Genomic DNA, 16,360 nt, shown 5'->3' on the forward strand with positions numbered 1-16,360 from the left:
TCGAGGCCAGCCTTGCAAGGTCAGCCTTCGCGGGCGCTCGCCCTTGCTTCCAGCAGGTCCCACAGCGCGCGGTGCTGGGCGAGCAGCTGCTGCGCGCCGAAACTGACCGCGCGCTCGGTCGCCGGGGTGCCGCCGAGCATCGCGATGCTGGCGGCGGTTTCGGCGAGCGGCGGGAAGGCGGCGGGCACCGGCTCGACCCCGAACCGGGCGGCGGCATGGTCGAGCAGCAGGCGGATCGTCGACCAGTCCTGCACCAGCGCGGCGACCGCGCCGGTGGCGCAGCCGCGCCGTTCGGACTTGGCCAGCATCTCGATCGCATGATGGCTGGTGATGAGCGCGGCTTCGGTTTCGGCCTGGCCGGGGGTGGAGGGCAACGGGCCGGCGGCGGCGGCGAGCTGCGCGATATAGCTGCGTTCCGCGACGAACGCCTCGGCGACCGCATCCAGCCATTCGCAGGCGTCGGGCTGGACGCAATGGGTGCGCGCCTCCGCCGCGAGGCCGGGATGGTCGCCATGGACGGCGCAGAGCGCGTGTACGGCGTCGGACAGGTCGCGCGACGATGCGGCGGGGGAGATCAGGATGCCGAGATGCGGGTGCGCGGCACTGCCGTCGGCGTCACCCAGCTGGGTCACCAGGTCCCATGCGCTCGAGTGCCAGCCTGTCTGTGCCGTATCCAACATGTTACCCCGGAAATGATCCCTGCCGTCCCGCCCATCCGTCACGACATGGGCCTTGTCCGACCATGACCTATACCGAACCACGTAAAGACACGGTTTACGGCGCGTTAACCCCGGCGCAATCCACCTTTACGTCGCCGGAACGTGGCCTAAGAACGACGGCACGTTGATTGGAGCAAGGTGATGCGGAAATGGATCGTGGCGTTGGCGCTGGCATCGGCGGGGACCATGATGGTGGCCGGTGATGCGGGCGCGCAGGTGGCGAGGCCGGCCGCGGCGGGCGACCTGACGCTGGCGCGGGTGTTCGGCAGCCCTGACCTGTCGGGATCGCAGCCGCGCGGCGTGCGGCTGTCGCCGGACGGCACGTTGCTGACCTTCCTGCGCCCGCGTGCGGACGAGAAGGAGCGCACCGACCTGTGGGCGCGCGATACGCGCAGCGGCACGGAGCGGATGCTGGTCGACAGCAAGAAGGTCGGCAGCGGCGCGGAATTGACCGAGGCGGAGAAGATGCAGCGCGAACGCGCGCGGATCGGAGGGTCGAAGGGCATCGTCGCCTATGACTTCGCGCCGGACGGCGGGTCGATCCTCGTGCCGCTCGACGGCGACCTGTATCTCGCGACGCTGGACGGCACGGTGCGGCGGCTGACGCAGACCCCGGGCGGCGAACTCAATCCGGTGGTGTCGCCCAAGGGCGGCTATGTCAGCTTCGTGCGCGACCAGAATCTGTTCGCGCAGCCGCTGGCGGGTGGCGAGGCGCGCGCGGTGACGCAGGGCGGCGGCGGCACGATCCACTTCGGCGAGGCGGAGTTCGTCGCGCAGGAGGAAATGGATCGCCGCACCGGCTATTGGTGGTCGCCGGACGAACGCTTCATCGCGGTCGAGAAGTTCGACGAGGCGCCGGTCCATGTCTTCACCCGCGCCTCGATCGGCGCCGCGGGGACCAAGACCTACGAACAGCGCTACCCGGCGGCGGGCACGCCCAACGTGCTGGTCGAGCTGTATGTGATGCGGCCGGACGGGTCGGGACAGGTCAAGGTCGACCTCGGCAGCAACCCCGACATCTATCTGGCGCGGGTCGACTGGACGCCCGACGGCAAGACCCTGCTGGTGCAGCGCCAGAGCCGCGACCAGAAGACGCTCGACATGCTGCGCGTCGATCCGGAGACGGGCAAGGCGAGCGTGCTGTTCACCGAAAAGGCGGGCGCGAAGAGCTGGCTCAACCTCAGCGACGATTACAAGCCGATGAAGGACGGCAGCCTGATCTGGCGGTCCGAGCGCGACGGCTACGGGCATCTGTACCGCTGGACGCCGGGCGGCAAGTGGACGCAGCTGACCAGGGGGCCGTGGGTGGTCACCGGGCTGACGGGCGTCGACGAGGCGAAAGGCCGTCTCTACTTCACCGGGTTGAAGGACGACGTGCTCGAACAGCATCTCTATGCGGTCGATATCGCGAAACCCAACGTCATCACTAGGCTGACCGAGCTCGGCTGGACCAATGGCGCGAGCATGGATCATGCCGCGAGCCGCTTCATCGTGTCGCGCTCCAGTCCGTCGCAGCCGACGCAGGTCTATATGGCGGATACGACCGGCAAGCGGATCGCGTGGATCAACGAGAATGCGATCGTGGCGGGCCATCCCTACCAGCCGTTCCTCGCCAGCCATCAGCCGACGAAGTTCGGCACGATCAAGGCCAAGGACGGCACGACGCTCTATTGGGAGATGATCACGCCGCCGCTGGTCGCGGGCAAGACCTATCCGGTGTTCTTCGAACATTACGGCGGCCCCGGCACCGGGCAGCAGGTGACGCGCGGCTGGCAGGGCGCGCTGCCGCAATTCCTGGTCGATCAGGGCTGGATCTACTTCAAGATCGACAATCGCGGGTCGTACAACCGCGGCAAGGCGTTCGAGGACCAGATCTATCACGCGATGGGAACGGTCGAGGTCGAGGACCAGCTCGCGGGCGCCAATTACCTGAAGTCGCTGCCGTTCGTCGACGGATCGAAGATCGCCACTTATGGCTGGTCCTATGGCGGCTATATGTCGCTGAAGATGCTGGAAAAGACGCCGGGCGTCTATGCGGCGGCCGTCTCCGGCGCGCCGGTGACCGACTGGCAGCTCTACGACACGCATTATACCGAACGCTATCTCGGCGATCCGGCGAAGGATCCGAAGAGCTATGCCGCGTCGGCGGCGGTCGAGGAATCGGTCGGCATCCGCGACCCGCTGCTGCTGATCCACGGTATGGCCGACGACAACGTCTTCCTCGACAATTCGACCAAGGTCGCCGCCAGGATGCAGGGCGCGGGGACGCCGTTCGAGATGATGTTCTATCCCGGCTACACGCACCGCGTCGCCGGACCGGGGGTGAGCCAGCATCTCTGGGGGACGATCCTCGAGTTCCTCGACCGCAACGTGAAGAACAAACCGGCCAGGTGACGGCCCGCGGCGGGGCGGGGCCGCGGCGGGGCTTCGGCTCCGCCGCCGGGCGATGCTATGTGCGCAATAAAGCGAAAGCGGATGGACCTCGCCACGCAACGCCGATAGGGGGCGCGGCGTACGAGTGGAGGGTTTCATGGGTTATCGGGTGGTGGTCGCGGGCGCGACGGGCAATGTCGGGCGCGAGATGGTCAACATCCTCGCCGAGCGCGAATTCCCGGCGGACGAGATCGCGGTGCTGGCGTCGAGCCGCAGCCAGGGCGAGACGATCGAATACGGCGACACCGGCAAGATGCTCAAGGTGCAGAACATCGAGCATTTCGACCCCGCCGGCTGGGACATGGCGCTGTTCGCGATCGGCAGCGACGCGACCAAGGTCTATGCGCCGAAGTTCGCCGCAGCCGGCTGTACGGTGATCGACAATTCGTCGCTGTACCGGATGGATCCCGACGTGCCGCTGATCGTGCCGGAGGTGAATGCCGCGGCGATCGACGGTTACAAGGCCAAGAACATCATCGCCAACCCCAATTGCTCGACCGCGCAGATGGTCGTCGCGCTGAAGCCGCTGCACGACGCGGCGAAGATCACGCGCGTCGTCGTCTCGACCTATCAGTCGGTGTCCGGCGCGGGCAAGATCGGCATGGACGAACTGTTCGAACAGAGCCGCAACATCTTCGTCGGCGACCCCGCCGAGGCGAAGAAGTTCACCAAGCAGATCGCATTCAACGTGATCCCGCACATCGACAGCTTCCTGGACGACGGATCGACCAAGGAAGAATGGAAGATGGTGGTCGAGACCAAGAAGATCCTCGATCCGAAGATCAAGGTCACCGCGACCTGCGTCCGCGTGCCGGTGTTCGTCGGCCATTCGGAATCGATCAACATCGAATTCGAGAACGAGATTTCGGCGGAGGACGCCAAGCGCATCCTGCGCGAGGCGCCGGGCATCATGCTGATCGATAAGCATGAGGACGGCGGCTATATCACCCCGATCGAGGCCGCCGGCGACGACGCCACCTACATCAGCCGCGTCCGTGAGGACCCGACGGTGGAGAACGGGCTGAACCTGTGGTGCGTCAGCGACAATCTGCGCAAGGGCGCGGCGCTGAACGCGGTGCAGATCGCGGAACTGCTGGGCCGCCGGCACCTCAAGAAGGACGGTTGAGGCTGGACTTCGTCTGCATCCGCGTTTGTGCTATACAGCGTGGATGCACGACGGGTTTCACGATCGGATTGACGCCATTGCCGCCGACGCGATCGCGGAGCGTGCGTCCGCTTACGGTCATTCGATCGAAGAGGAGGTCGCCGCGGTGCGCCGCGGGGTGCGGCCGTTGACCATCGAGGAAAAGCTGGCCTTGTCGGCGAGACAGCGGGCGATGGCGCCGACGGATTGTCTGTCCGACGACAGCACCCTCATTATCCGCTGGTATCGTGACACCAATCATGGGCGCGATACCGACGATGGCTGGCCCGATGACGACGGTCGTTGACGCCAGCGTCGCGATCAAACTGTCGGTAGAGGAACTGGGGTCGGCGGCGGCGCTCGAGCTGGTAAGGATCGAGCCAGTTCTCGTCGCGCCCGACCTGATCCTGACCGAGGCGGCCAATGCCTATTGGTCTATGGTCCGCACCAGCCGTCTGCTGATGGTGCATGCCGAAGATAATCTGGAGGACCTGCCACGGTACTTTAGCCGCCTGTACCCAACCGGCGGCTTGATACAGGACGCCTTGCGCATTGCGTTCCTGCTGCGCCATCCGGTCTACGACTGCGTCTATCTGGCGCTGGCCGAACGCCTGCAATGCCGCCTGATAACTGCCGACCGCAAATTTCAGATCAAGGCGGCGGAGCGCTTCAACGTCGATCTGCTGCCGTTCGAGACGGACTGACCAGACGGGTCAATGCCCGATATACCGCCCCGGGCGATGCCAGGCGATGAGGATCAGGCTGATCGCCGCGGCGCTCAGGGCCGACCAGGCGAGCTGGACCGCGCCGATGACCGGGATCGACGCGCAGAGAATGACGACGTCGATCGCGATCTGGGTGCGGCCGGCGTTCCAGCCGCGGGTGTTCTGGAGCCAGAGCGTGATGACGCCGGTGCCGCCGACGCCGGCCTGATGGCGGGCGAGGACGAGGATGCCGAGCCCGATGACGGTGCCGCCGACCAGCGCGGCGAAGGCGGGATGGACGTGGACGACGTCGATCGACAGGCGCGAGACGGTCGAGAGTAATGCGATGCCGAGGTTGACCAGCAGCGACTTCACCGCGAACTTCGTGCCCATGACCCGGTGCGCGAAGACGAAAAACGGAATGTTGATGAGCGTGAACAGCACGCCCGCCGGGATCGGCAGCCAATAGGAGAGCAGCAGTGCGATGCCGGCGACGCCGCCGGTCACCAGCCCGGCCGTCTTCAGGAAGACGAGACCGAGCACCAGCAGGATGCAGCCGATCGCCAGCGCATAGGCGTCTTCGGCGACGCTGTGCGGACGACCGATCGGAAGGGCGCCGGAGGGAAGGGAATCGTCGCGGGGCTGCATCGGACCTCATGCGTGATGGGTCAGGCGCCTCTCCCGGTCCGCCGCTCTGCCGGCGGTGTTCCTGTCATACAGCAGTCGACGGCGAACGGAAGGCCGCCGTCGGGGTCCCGATCAGATGCGACGGTGCTTTCCGCCGTAATGCTGGCCGACATAGGTGCCGATCCGCGCCATCTCGCGCGCCGCCGCCTGCGTCGCCTCGGCGCAGCAGGGCAGGGGATCGCGCTCCGCCTGCGCCGCGCGCATCGCGACGCGATCGGTCAGTTCCTCGATATCGGCGCGACTGAGCAGGTTTTTCTCGCGCAGCAGGCACACCAGGCTCTGGAGGATCACCAGGCTTTCATCGCCGGCGCGGGATCGTAGACCATCGTCCATCATCGCTCTCCTTATGTCTTTGAATAGAGAGTATGCCGTTATTCGTCCGGTGAAAAGACCAAATCGGTCCTGCCCCGTCCGCCGATCGGACCACGGCATCCGCTATGGCTGGACATGCGCGCGCATTCGACCCAACGAGCGGGGCGCCGCCAACAGATGGAACGAGACCCTTGGCCGACTCTCCTACCGACACGCAGTATTTCGCCAGCTTCGACGGCACCCGCATCGCCTGGCGCGAACTGGGCGAGGGACGGCCGGTGGTGCTGATCCACGGCTATTTCTCGAATGCGGAGGTCAACTGGCTGAAATACGGCCATGCCGCCGCGGTCGCCGCACGCGGCTTTCGCGTCATCATGCCCGACCTGCGCGGCCATGGCGCGAGCGACCGGCCGCACGATCCCGCCGCCTATCCGCGCGATGCACTGATGCGCGACGGGCTGGCGCTGATCGCGCACCTCGGCCTGACCGACTATGACCTGGGCGGCTATTCGCTTGGTGGGCGGACGACGCTGCGGATGCTGGTCAACGGCGCGCGACCGGGCCGCGCGGTGCTGGCGGGGATGGGGCTGACGGGAATCCTGCAGACCTCCGGCCGCGGCGAATACTTCCGCAACATCCTGACCAACCTCGGCAGTTTCGAGCGCGGCACCAACGAATGGATGACCGAGGCCTTCCTCAAGACGACCAAGGGCGATCCGGTCGCATTGCTCAACGTGCTGGGGACGTTCGTCGATACCCCGCGCGCGGCGCTGGCGGCGATCGACGTGCCGGTCGCGGTCATCACCGGGGCGGAGGACGACGACAACGGGTCTGGCGCCGACCTGGCCGCGGCGCTGCCGCAGGCGGTGTTCCGCGAAGTGCCGGGCGGGCATATGAGTGCGGTGGCCAAGCCCGAACTGGGGCAGGCGATCGCGGACTTTCTGGGCGCCGACCGGCCCGCTTGACCTGCGGGGGGTGAGGCGCGCATCCTGACGGCAACACGATGTTTGTCAGGGGTTTTTCGTCCATGCGTCTCGTTTCCACCGCCGCGATCGCCGCGGCGCTGTTCGTCATGCCCGCCGCCGCCCAAGGTACGGGCCAGAATACGGGCCAGCCCGCGCAGCCGTCGGCAGCCGCGCCGACCGCTGCCGAGGCCGACGCCTATGTCGCCGCGGTCGAGAAGGAGGCGGCGGCCCTGTCGATCCCCGCCAACCAGACCGCCTGGGTCAACGCCACCTATATCACCGACGACACCGACGCGCTGGCCGCGAAGTCGGGCGCCGAGCTGACCGAAAAGGCGGTGCAATGGGCGAAGGGGGCGGCGCGCTTCAACGGCGTCGCCGGCGTGTCGGGCGACACCCGCCGCAAGCTCGACCTGCTCAAGAACGGCGTCGGCCTGCCCGCGCCGACCACGCCCGGCGCCGCGACCGAACTGGCGACGCTGACCACGCGCATGTCGTCGAGCTACGGCAAGGGCAAGGGCACGCTCGACGGCAAGCCGATCAACGGGTCGGATATCGAGGCGGCGATGGGCGAAACGCGCGATCCCGCCAAGTTGCAGGAGATGTGGGTCAGCTGGAACGATCATGTCGGCGCGCCGATGCGGCAGGATTACACCCGCATGACCGCGATCTCCAACGCCGGGGCGAAGGAGCTGGGCTTCGGCGACGTCGGCGCGATGTGGCGGTCGGGCTACGACATGACGCCGCAGCAGTTCGAGGCGCTGACCGACCGGATCTGGAAGGAGGTCGAACCGCTCTATATGTCGCTGCACACCTATGTGCGGTGGAAGCTCAACGAGAAATACGGCGATGCGGTGCAGGCGAAGACCGGGCCGATCCGCAGCGACCTGCTCGGCAATATGTGGGCGCAGGAATGGGGCAACATCTATGACATCGTCGCGCCCAAGGGGGCGGGCGACGTCGGCTACGACACCGGCGAACTGCTGAAGGCCAAGGGTTACGACCCGGTCAGGATGGTCAAGCAGGGCGAGGCCTTCTATTCCTCCCTCGGCTTCGCGCCGCTGCCCGGGACGTTCTGGCAGCGCTCGCAGATCACCAAGCCCGCCGATCGCGAGGTGATCTGCCACGCCTCGGCATGGGACATCGACAATGCCGACGATATCCGCATCAAGATGTGCACCAAGGTGAACGGCGACGATTTCGTCACGATCCACCACGAGCTCGGCCACAATTACTATCAGCGCGCCTACAAGGGCCAGCCGTTCCTCTACAAGAACGGCGCGAACGACGGCTTCCACGAGGCGATCGGCGATACGGTCGCCTTGTCGATCACGCCCGATTATCTGGTGAAGATCGGCCTGCTCGCGCCCACGCAGGTGCCGAGCTCGGACAAGGACATCGGCCTGCTGCTGCGGCAGGCGATGGACAAGGTCGCGTTCCTCCCGTTCGGCCTGCTGGTCGACAAATGGCGGTGGGACGTCTTTTCGGGCAAGATCGGATCGGGCGACTATCAGAAGGGCTGGGACGCGCTGCGCCTGCGCTATCAGGGCATCCGGCCGCCGGTCGCGCGCGACGAGACCAAGTTCGACGCGGGCGCGAAATATCACATTCCGGCGACGGTCCCCTACACGCGCTACTTCCTCGCGCGGGTGCTGCAATTCCAGTTCTACAAGGCGGCATGCGATCAGGCCGGCTGGAAGGGGCCGCTGCATCGCTGCTCCTTCTACGGCAACGCGGCCGTCGGCGAGAAGCTGAACGCGATGCTCGCCATGGGCCAGTCGAAGCCGTGGCCGGACGCGCTGCAGGTGATGACCGGCAGTCGGCAGATGTCGGGCAAGGCGCTGGTCGACTATTTCGCGCCGCTGAAGACGTGGCTCGACGCGCAGAACAAGGGCAAGCCGACCGGCTGGTGACGGCTGACGTTTCCTCCCCTCCCCGCAAGGGAGGGGAGGAGGGGGCTCAGATCTTGTCGGGGATCGTGTTCTCGTCGGCGATGCCGGCCTGGAACGACTTGGACGCATCCTGTCCGTCCGCGGTGTGCGCCTTTTTGCCGCCCTCCTTGGGCGTGCTGCTGCGGAGCGTCAGCAGCGCAGCCGCGGCAGCCGCGCCGACTGCAGCGACGCCCGCACCGACCGCGGCGATGCCCCATTTGCTGGTGCCGCCATCCTTGGTCGCCTTCTTCGGCGCCGGCTTCTTCGCGGTGGCGGCACGTGGCGTCGCGCGCTTGGTGGAGCGTGGCTTCACCGCCTTGGCGGCCGAAGCGACCGTGCCCTCGGCCTTGGTCGCCGCGGCCTTGACCCGGCGCGTCGTCTTGGCGGCGGTGTCGGCGACCGCGGTCTCGACCTTTTCCACCGTCGACGGCTCGGGCTTGGCGCGCGGCGTGCGCGGCTTGGCGGTGGCCGTCTTGGCGGGCGTGCTGCGCGTCGTGCTGGTCTTGCGCGGCGCGCGGCGGCGCGGCGTGGCGGCGGGCGATTCGGTCTTCGGCGTGTCGGTGGTGTCGTCGGCCACGGGCATGGACTCCCTGATTGGTTCGGGGGCGTAACGCATTGCCGACGGTTCGGCTCCGACTCCTACCGGAACGGCGGCTCGTCGAAGGCGCGCAGCTTGCGGCTGTGGAGTTTCGCCCCCTCCAGCCGCAGCTGTTCGCACGTCTCGATCCCGATCCGCATATGCTCGCTGATCGCGCGTTCGTAGAAGCGGTTGGCCTGTCCGGGCAGCTTCAGCTCGCCATGCAGCGGCTTGTCCGACACGCACAGCAATGTCCCGTAAGGGACGCGGAAGCGATACCCCTGCGCGGCGATCGTCGCCGACTCCATGTCGATGCCGACCGCGCGGCTGAGCGAGAAGCGCAGCGCCGAGGCGGAATAGCGCAATTCCCAGTTGCGATCGTCGGTGGTGACGATCGTACCGGTCCGCAGGCGGCGCTTCAGCTCCTCGCCCGACTGGCCGCTGACGATCTCCGACGCGCGGGCGAGCGCCTGCTGCACCTCGGCGATGGCGGGAACGGGGATCTCGGGCGGCAGCACGTCGTCGAGAACATGGTCGTCGCGCAGATACGCATGGGCGAGCACATAGTCGCCGATCCGCTGCGAGGGCCTCAGGCCGCCGCAATGGCCGATCATCAGCCACGCTTCGGGCCGCAATACCGCAAGATGGTCGCAGATCGTCTTGGCGTTGGACGGGCCGACGCCGATGTTGACCAATGTGATGCCGGTGCGGTCGTCCGCCATCAGGTGATAGGCGGGCATCTGGTGCCGCCGCCACGCGCTGTCGTTGACCAGCTTGTCGACGTCGCCCGGGTTGTCGATGACGATATTGCCCGCGCCCGACAGCGCGGTGAACCGGCTTTCCGGCCCCAGTTGCGACGCGCCCCAGCGGACGAATTCGTCGACGTAGCGGTGATAGTTGGTGAACAGGACGAAGCGCTGCGTATGCTCCGACGGCGTCCCCATGTAATGGCGCAGGCGGGCGAGGCTGAAATCGGTGCGCAGGGCGTCGAACAGCGCGAGCGGGCGGCTGCCGCCGTCCGAGATCCACAGGCCGTCGGCGATCTCGTCGCCGATATGCGCGAGTTCGGTCGCCGGGAAATGCCGCGCCAGCTCGGTCGCCGACACCGTGTCGAGGCTGAGCGCATGGCCGGGGTCGAGCACATAGGGGAAGGGGATTTCCTGCCGCCCCTCGATCGCCTCGACCGTCACGTCGTAATCCTCGAGCAGCAGGGTCAGCTGCTCGGTCAGATAGTCGGCGAACAGGGCGGGCTTGGTGACGCTGATCGTATAATCGCCGGGCGAGACGAGGCGGCCGAACGAGCGCAGCGGCGTCGGGCGGTCACCGACGGTGGCGTAGCGCAGGCGAATGACCGGATAGGCGAACGACCCGTCGATGCGGCTCTGCGGCGAGGGCGGCGTGCCATCGGTGAGATAGGCGGTCAGCGCGGCCTGAAGGCGATCGACCGAGGCACGGTACAGGCGGTCGAGGTCCGCGACGATCTGGGATGCGGTTGTCATTGCGGATGGTTACGCAATGGGCGTGACGGAGGCAAGACGGGGAGGCGCGATCCTCCCTCGCACGGCGAGGGGGACCGGCAGGTTGGCGCAGGGGGGCTCCCACAAACGGCCGTCGCCGGCGGAGCCCCCCCTCGTCACCGCGTCGCGATGCCACCTCCCCGCGCCGGGAAGGATCGGACGATTACAGCTCGCCGAGCAGATATTCGGCGCTGCTGACCTTGAACTCGCCGGGCGCCTCGACGTGGAGCTGCTTCACGACGCCGTCCTCGACCAGCATCGTGTAGCGCTGGCTGCGCTTGCCCATGCCGAACTTGCTGCCGTCCATCGTCAGGCCGAGCGCTTCGGCGAAGTCGCCGTTGCCGTCCGCCAGCATGGTGATGCCGTCCGCGTCCGCCGACTTGGCCCAGGCGCCCATGACGAAGGCGTCGTTGACCGAGGTGCAGGCGATCTCGTCGACGCCCTTCGCCTTCAGCTCCTCGCGCTTCTCGACGAAGCCGGGCAGATGCTTGGCGGAGCAGGTCGGGGTGAAGGCGCCGGGGACGGCGAACAGCGCGACGGTGCGGCCGGCGAAGAAGTCGGCGGCGCTGACCTGGTCGGGGCCGTCGGGCGTGACCTTCACGAGGGTGGCGCTGGGCAGGGTGTCGCCGACGGTGATCGTCATGGGGTCAGTCTCCGGATAGCAGCGGCCGCCGGTCGGCGGTGCGCCGCACAGGTCGGGCGGATCGATGGCGATTTCAAGCATGGCGTGTCGCCGCGCGGCGCCTATGTTGCATGACGATGCAAACGCCCGCTTATCTTTCTGGCCAGTTCCTCCTCGCGATGCCGGGTATGATCGATTCCCGTTTCGACCATGCGGTGATCGCGATCTGCGCGCACGACAAGGATGGCGCGATCGGCATCGGCGTCGGCGCGACGATCGACGGCCTCGGCCTGCACGACCTGCTCGACCAGTTCGAGATCGCGCATGGCGTCGCCCCCGACGCGCCGGTGCATTTCGGCGGGCCGGTCGAACCGCGCCGCGGCTTCGTCGTCCATTCGAACGACTGGGGCGGGCAGGACACGATCGACGTCGCCGGGCGCTGGTGCCTGTCGAGCACCGTCGACGTGCTGCGCGCGATCGCGGAAGGCAGCGGCCCGACCCGCTGGCTGGTGGCGCTGGGCTATGCCGGCTGGGGCGAGGGGCAGCTCGACGGCGAGCTGCTGCGCCCGGGCTGGTTCCACGTCGAGGGCGATGCCGGCCTGCTGTTCGACGCGCCGGCGGAAACGCGCTGGACCAGCGCCTTCGCACAGGCGGGGATCGACACTAGGCTGCTCGCGCCGACGACGGGCACCGCCTGATTCACATATAAAGATATCTTTATATTTGATCCGGGCGGCCGGGGCGGCTAAGGCCTGCGGCATCCATTATCTTCAGGAGCATGACTCGTGGCTACTGCGCTCGCGGTCGAAAACACCGATTACGTCATCAAGGACATCGCGCTCGCCGACTTCGGTCGCGCCGAGATCCGCATCGCGGAGACCGAGATGCCGGGCCTGATGGCGCTGCGCGACGAGTTCGGTGCGGCACAGCCGCTCAAGGGCGCGCGCATCACCGGCTCGCTGCACATGACGATCCAGACCGCGGTGCTGATCGAGACGCTGACCGCGCTGGGCGCCGACGTGCGCTGGGCGACGTGCAACATCTTCTCGACGCAGGACCATGCCGCCGCCGCGATCGCCGCGACCGGCGTGCCGGTGTTCGCGGTGAAGGGCGAGAGCCTGGCCGATTACTGGGATTATGTCGGCGACATCTTCTCCTGGGATCACGATGTCGACGGCCAGACCGCCAACATCATCCTCGACGACGGCGGCGATGCGACGATGTTCGCGCTCTGGGGCGCGAAGCTCGAGGCTGGCCACACGCTCGGCGAGCCGGAGAACGAGGAAGAGGTCGAATTCCAGCGCGCGCTCAAGGCGTTCATCGCCAAGAAGCCGGGCTATCTGACCGAGACGGTCAAGAACCTGAAGGGCGTTTCGGAAGAGACGACCACCGGCGTCCACCGCCTGTACGAGATCGCCAAGAAGGGCGAGCTGCCCTTCCCGGCGATCAACGTCAACGACAGCGTCACCAAGTCGAAGTTCGACAACCTGTACGGCTGCAAGGAATCTTTGGTCGACGCGATCCGTCGCGCAACCGACGTCATGCTCGCCGGCAAGGTCGCCTGCGTCGCCGGCTTCGGTGACGTCGGCAAGGGCTCGGCGCAGTCGCTCCGCAACGGCGGCGCGCGCGTGATGGTGACCGAGGTCGATCCGATCTGCGCGCTTCAGGCCGCGATGGAAGGCTTCGAGGTGGTGACGATGGACGAGGCGGTGAAGCGCGCCGACATCTTCTGCACCGCGACCGGCAACGCCGACGTCATCACCGCCGATCACATGAAGGCGATGAAGCCGATGTCGATCGTCTGCAACATCGGCCACTTCGACAGCGAGATCCAGATCGCCGCGCTGTCGAACTACAAGTGGACCGAAGTGAAGCCCGGCACCGACCTAGTCGAATTCCCGGACGGCAAGCAGATCATCGTGCTCGCCAAGGGCCGCCTGGTGAACCTGGGCTGCGCGACCGGCCACCCGTCGTTCGTGATGTCCGCGTCGTTCACCAACCAGACGCTGGCGCAGATCGAGCTGTGGACGAAGGGCGAGAACTACAAGAACGACGTCTACGTCCTGCCCAAGCATCTCGACGAGAAGGTCGCCGCGCTGCACCTCGAGAAGCTCGGCGTGAAGCTGTCGCAGCTGACCGCGAAGCAGGCGAGCTACATCGGCGTGCCGGTCGAAGGGCCGTTCAAGCCGGATCACTATCGCTACTGATCGGACGCGATCGGTTTCGATGAGACGAGGGGCGGTGCCGCGAGGTGCCGCCCTTTTTCGTATCGCGCCTCTCCCCTCCCGATCAGGGAGGGGAGCAGGAGGCCCCGGATCAACGACATTGCCGCTGCCGTATGTTCCGTTCTACAGCTTGGCGCGAGCATGCCGTCGGGAGGCATGACGAGGGGTAAGCGTTGATCCAGCTCTCAGTGATGGCGGCGGTCGTATGCGGTGCGATACTCGCGCTGCTGCTCGGCGGGGCCGGCTATGCGCTGTTCGTCGGCTGGCGCCTCCACGGCGAGGCGGCGGCGGTGCTGGAGCGCAGCCGCGAGACGGAGGCGCTGCGCAGCGTCTCGCCCGCCATGGCGATGCTGGTGCGTGCCGACGGCCGGGTCGAGATGCCGCCGCGGCTGGTCGACTGGTTCGGGCTGGATGCGGCGCCGCGTTTCCTGCAGGATCTCGCGGCGGACGGATCGGGGCTGCATCCGGTCGAGGCGCAGGCGCTCGCCAACGATATCAAGGCGGCGCAGCGGGCCGGCCGCGGCTTCGAACGCGCGCTGCATCCACAAGGGTCGGGCCGCGCGATCACCGTGCGCGGTAGCCGCGCGCCGGGCGAGCTGGGGGCGACCGGCGCGGTCGTGGTGTGGACGCTCGACGCGACCGACAGCGAATCGGAGATCACGCGCCTGCGCGACGAGGTCGGGTCGCTGTCGATCGCCTTCGACGCGCTGACCGGGCTGATCGAGGCGGCACCGCTGCCGATGTGGTATCGCGGGTCCGACCTGCGGCTGGCGATGGTCAACACCGCGTACGTGCGGGCGGTCGAGGGCGCGGACGCGGCCGACGTCGTGGCGCGGCAACTGGAGCTGGTCGAGGGATCGGGGCGCGGGGGGCCGCGTGCGGGTGCGCAGGCGGCGCGCGCGATGGGGACGCCGCAGCGCGAGGTGCTGCCCGCGACGATCGAGGGCGAACGCCGCTCGCTCGAGGTGCACGACGTGCCGCTGCCCACCGGCGGCGTCGCCAGCTTCGCGGTCGACATCGAAGATCTCGAACAGTCGCGCGCCGGCGCCAAACGCTTCGCCGAGGCGCAGCGCGCGATGCTCGATCGGCTGTCCGCGGGGGTCGCGCAATTCGGTCCCGATCGCGGTCTGGTGTTCTGCAACCAGCCGTTCCGCCGGATGTTCGCGATGCGCGCCGAATGGCTCGCCGACCGCCCCGAATTCGACCGCGTACTGGAGCGGATGCGCGAGGCGAGCCGGTTGCCCGAGGTGCGCGACTTTCCGAGCTGGAAGGTCGAGCGGCGGGCGTGGTTCGTCCCCGGCGATACCGCGATCGAGGAAAGCTGGCACCTGCCGGGCGGGACGCACCTGCGCGTCGTCGCCCAGCCGTTGCCCGACGGCGGGCTGCTCGCGATCTTCGAGGACCGCACCGAGCAGGTGCAACTGGCGAGCGCGCGCGACACGCTGTTGCGGGTGCGGACCGCGACCTTCGACAATCTGTTCGAGGCGTTGGCGGTGTTCGCGGCGGACGGCAAATTGCAATTGTGGAACAACCGGCTGCGCGCGGTCTGGGGGTTCGAGGAGGAATTCCTGGCGGGCCATCCCCGCGTCGATGCCTTTGCCGAAGCGGCCGCGTCGAAGCTCGCGACGCCCAACCGCGCGGCATTGATCCCGGAACTGGTCCGATCGGCGACCGGGGACCGGCAGCAGCGCGCCGGGCGCGTCGCCTTCGCCGACGGGCGGCATTTCGAATTCGCCGCGGTGCCGTTGCCGGACGGGAATGCGCTGTTGACGATGCTCGACATCACCGACAGCCGGCGCGCGGAACAGGCGCTGCGCGACCGCGCGAATGCGCTGGAGGCGGCGGATCGGGTCAAGACGCAGTTCGTCGCCAACATGAGCTACGAATTGCGCACGCCGCTGACCTCGATCAGCGGCTTCGCCGAGATGCTGCACGCGGGCTATGCCGGCCAGCTGAGCCCCGACGCCGGTGGCTATGTCGAGGCGATCCTGCAATCGGTCGAGCGGCTCGGCCTGCTGATCGACGACGTGCTCGACCTGACGCAGGGCGGCGACGATGCCGAGATCGAGCGGATCGACGTCGATCTTGCCGCGACCGCGCGGGCGGCGGCGGAGACGATCATGCCCGCGGCGAAGCGGCGGAAGCTCGATTTCGCGGTGGAGCTGGCGCGTTCGACCGGGCGGGTCAGCGGCGATCCCAAGCGGCTGAAGGAAGTGGTCGAGCATCTGCTGCGCCATGCGGTCGCCTCGACGCCGGAGGGCGGGCGCATCCTGCTGCACAGCGACGGCAATGCGACGGGCGCACGGATCATCGTGTCCGACGACGGTTTCGGGATGGACGCGGAGAGTGTCGCCCGCGCGTTCGACCGGTTCGGCGAGCCCGGCATGCAGCCGACCGGCGAGCGCGCGCTGGGGCTGGGCCTGCCGCTGGCGAAGCAGTTCGTCGAAGCGCACGGCGGGCAGATCGATCTGGTGTCGGAGCCGGGCGAGGGGACGCTGGTGACGGTCGAATTGCCGCGGCGGTGAGG

The 16,360-nt window shown here is 67.6% G+C and carries 15 protein-coding genes; 9 read left to right on the forward strand and 6 right to left on the reverse strand.

Annotated features, from left to right (window positions below; translation table 11 throughout):
• Positions 1-20: 20 nt before the first annotated feature.
• Entirely contained in the window at positions 21-632 is a 612-nt protein-coding gene (locus AC1RTO_RS05255; protein ID WP_493159817.1) for a DUF6975 family protein, read from the reverse strand.
• A gap of 228 nt (positions 633-860) precedes the next feature.
• On the opposite strand from AC1RTO_RS05255, the gene AC1RTO_RS05260 reads away from it, so the two are divergent.
• The 4 genes from AC1RTO_RS05260 (at position 861) to AC1RTO_RS05275 (ending at position 5,000) form a co-directional block, all read left to right on the forward strand.
• A complete protein-coding gene (locus tag AC1RTO_RS05260; protein WP_493159818.1) occupies positions 861-3,113 on the forward strand; it encodes a S9 family peptidase in 2,253 nt (750 codons plus the stop codon).
• A gap of 136 nt (positions 3,114-3,249) precedes the next feature.
• Positions 3,250-4,278 (forward strand): aspartate-semialdehyde dehydrogenase, encoded by a 1,029-nt coding sequence (locus AC1RTO_RS05265; RefSeq protein WP_293877269.1) that lies wholly within the window; start codon positions 3,250-3,252, stop codon positions 4,276-4,278.
• 43 nt (positions 4,279-4,321) lie between these two features.
• A complete protein-coding gene (locus tag AC1RTO_RS05270; protein ID WP_493159819.1) occupies positions 4,322-4,603 on the forward strand; it encodes a hypothetical protein in 282 nt (93 codons plus the stop codon).
• Positions 4,587-5,000 (forward strand): type II toxin-antitoxin system VapC family toxin, encoded by a 414-nt coding sequence (locus AC1RTO_RS05275; protein ID WP_493159820.1) that lies wholly within the window; start codon positions 4,587-4,589, stop codon positions 4,998-5,000. The genes AC1RTO_RS05270 and AC1RTO_RS05275 overlap by 17 nt, the downstream gene beginning before the upstream one ends.
• Positions 5,001-5,009: 9 nt before the next feature.
• On the opposite strand, the gene AC1RTO_RS05280 is transcribed toward AC1RTO_RS05275, so the two are convergent.
• Together AC1RTO_RS05280 and AC1RTO_RS05285 are read right to left on the reverse strand one after the other, a co-directional pair.
• Complete coding sequence (locus tag AC1RTO_RS05280; RefSeq protein WP_493159821.1) at positions 5,010-5,648, reverse strand: YitT family protein; 639 nt, start codon at positions 5,646-5,648, stop codon at positions 5,010-5,012.
• Between the two features lie 111 nt (positions 5,649-5,759).
• On the reverse strand, positions 5,760-5,978 hold the full coding sequence (locus AC1RTO_RS05285) for a hypothetical protein (protein WP_493159822.1): 219 nt from the start codon (positions 5,976-5,978) through the stop codon (positions 5,760-5,762).
• A 212-nt stretch (positions 5,979-6,190) separates the two neighbouring features.
• Between AC1RTO_RS05285 and AC1RTO_RS05290 the strand changes: the two genes are divergently transcribed.
• Together AC1RTO_RS05290 and AC1RTO_RS05295 are read left to right on the forward strand one after the other, a co-directional pair.
• Positions 6,191-6,964 carry an alpha/beta fold hydrolase gene (locus tag AC1RTO_RS05290; RefSeq protein WP_493159823.1) on the forward strand — a complete coding sequence of 258 codons (774 nt, stop codon included), beginning with the start codon at positions 6,191-6,193 and terminating at the stop codon, positions 6,962-6,964.
• 62 nt (positions 6,965-7,026) lie between these two features.
• Positions 7,027-8,874, forward strand: a complete 1,848-nt coding sequence (locus AC1RTO_RS05295; RefSeq protein WP_493159824.1) for a M2 family metallopeptidase — start codon at positions 7,027-7,029, stop codon at positions 8,872-8,874.
• Between the two features lie 46 nt (positions 8,875-8,920).
• Here AC1RTO_RS05295 and AC1RTO_RS05300 read toward each other — a convergent pair whose 3' ends face one another.
• The 3 genes from AC1RTO_RS05300 to AC1RTO_RS05310 all read right to left on the reverse strand — a co-directional run bounded on the left by AC1RTO_RS05300 (position 8,921) and on the right by AC1RTO_RS05310 (position 11,629).
• Complete coding sequence (locus AC1RTO_RS05300) at positions 8,921-9,469, reverse strand: hypothetical protein (protein ID WP_493159825.1); 549 nt, start codon at positions 9,467-9,469, stop codon at positions 8,921-8,923.
• Positions 9,470-9,531: 62 nt separating this feature from the next.
• Positions 9,532-10,968 carry an AMP nucleosidase gene (locus tag AC1RTO_RS05305; RefSeq protein ID WP_493159826.1) on the reverse strand — a complete coding sequence of 479 codons (1,437 nt, stop codon included), beginning with the start codon at positions 10,966-10,968 and terminating at the stop codon, positions 9,532-9,534.
• 181 nt (positions 10,969-11,149) lie between these two features.
• Complete coding sequence (locus tag AC1RTO_RS05310) at positions 11,150-11,629, reverse strand: peroxiredoxin (RefSeq protein ID WP_493160341.1); 480 nt, start codon at positions 11,627-11,629, stop codon at positions 11,150-11,152.
• 116 nt (positions 11,630-11,745) lie between these two features.
• Between AC1RTO_RS05310 and AC1RTO_RS05315 the strand changes: the two genes are divergently transcribed.
• From AC1RTO_RS05315 to AC1RTO_RS05325, 3 genes are all read left to right on the forward strand, one after another.
• Complete coding sequence (locus tag AC1RTO_RS05315; protein WP_493159827.1) at positions 11,746-12,306, forward strand: YqgE/AlgH family protein; 561 nt, start codon at positions 11,746-11,748, stop codon at positions 12,304-12,306.
• Between the two features lie 87 nt (positions 12,307-12,393).
• Positions 12,394-13,815 carry an adenosylhomocysteinase gene (ahcY, locus tag AC1RTO_RS05320; protein ID WP_493159828.1) on the forward strand — a complete coding sequence of 474 codons (1,422 nt, stop codon included), beginning with the start codon at positions 12,394-12,396 and terminating at the stop codon, positions 13,813-13,815.
• 209 nt (positions 13,816-14,024) lie between these two features.
• A complete protein-coding gene (locus AC1RTO_RS05325; protein WP_493159829.1) occupies positions 14,025-16,358 on the forward strand; it encodes a PAS domain-containing sensor histidine kinase in 2,334 nt (777 codons plus the stop codon).
• The last annotated feature ends 2 nt before the right edge of the window (positions 16,359-16,360 follow it).

This window comes from Sphingomonas sp. GW821-FHT10F09 (assembly GCF_058809195.1).

What these genes read in the sequence shown, in the direction of transcription:
- AC1RTO_RS05260 (WP_493159818.1), top strand. Translation starts at nt 861, where the DNA reads ATGCGGAAATGGATCGTGGCGTTGGCGCTGGCATCGGCGGGGACCATG.
- AC1RTO_RS05265 (WP_293877269.1), top strand. Translation starts at nt 3,250, where the DNA reads ATGGGTTATCGGGTGGTGGTCGCGGGCGCGACGGGCAATGTCGGGCGC.
- AC1RTO_RS05270 (WP_493159819.1), top strand. Translation starts at nt 4,322, where the DNA reads ATGCACGACGGGTTTCACGATCGGATTGACGCCATTGCCGCCGACGCG.
- AC1RTO_RS05275 (WP_493159820.1), top strand. Translation starts at nt 4,587, where the DNA reads ATGACGACGGTCGTTGACGCCAGCGTCGCGATCAAACTGTCGGTAGAG.
- AC1RTO_RS05280 (WP_493159821.1), bottom strand. Translation starts at nt 5,648, where the DNA reads ATGCAGCCCCGCGACGATTCCCTTCCCTCCGGCGCCCTTCCGATCGGT.
- AC1RTO_RS05295 (WP_493159824.1), top strand. Translation starts at nt 7,027, where the DNA reads ATGCGTCTCGTTTCCACCGCCGCGATCGCCGCGGCGCTGTTCGTCATG.
- AC1RTO_RS05305 (WP_493159826.1), bottom strand. Translation starts at nt 10,968, where the DNA reads ATGACAACCGCATCCCAGATCGTCGCGGACCTCGACCGCCTGTACCGT.
- AC1RTO_RS05310 (WP_493160341.1), bottom strand. Translation starts at nt 11,629, where the DNA reads ATGACGATCACCGTCGGCGACACCCTGCCCAGCGCCACCCTCGTGAAG.
- AC1RTO_RS05315 (WP_493159827.1), top strand. Translation starts at nt 11,746, where the DNA reads ATGCAAACGCCCGCTTATCTTTCTGGCCAGTTCCTCCTCGCGATGCCG.
- AC1RTO_RS05325 (WP_493159829.1), top strand. Translation starts at nt 14,025, where the DNA reads ATGGCGGCGGTCGTATGCGGTGCGATACTCGCGCTGCTGCTCGGCGGG.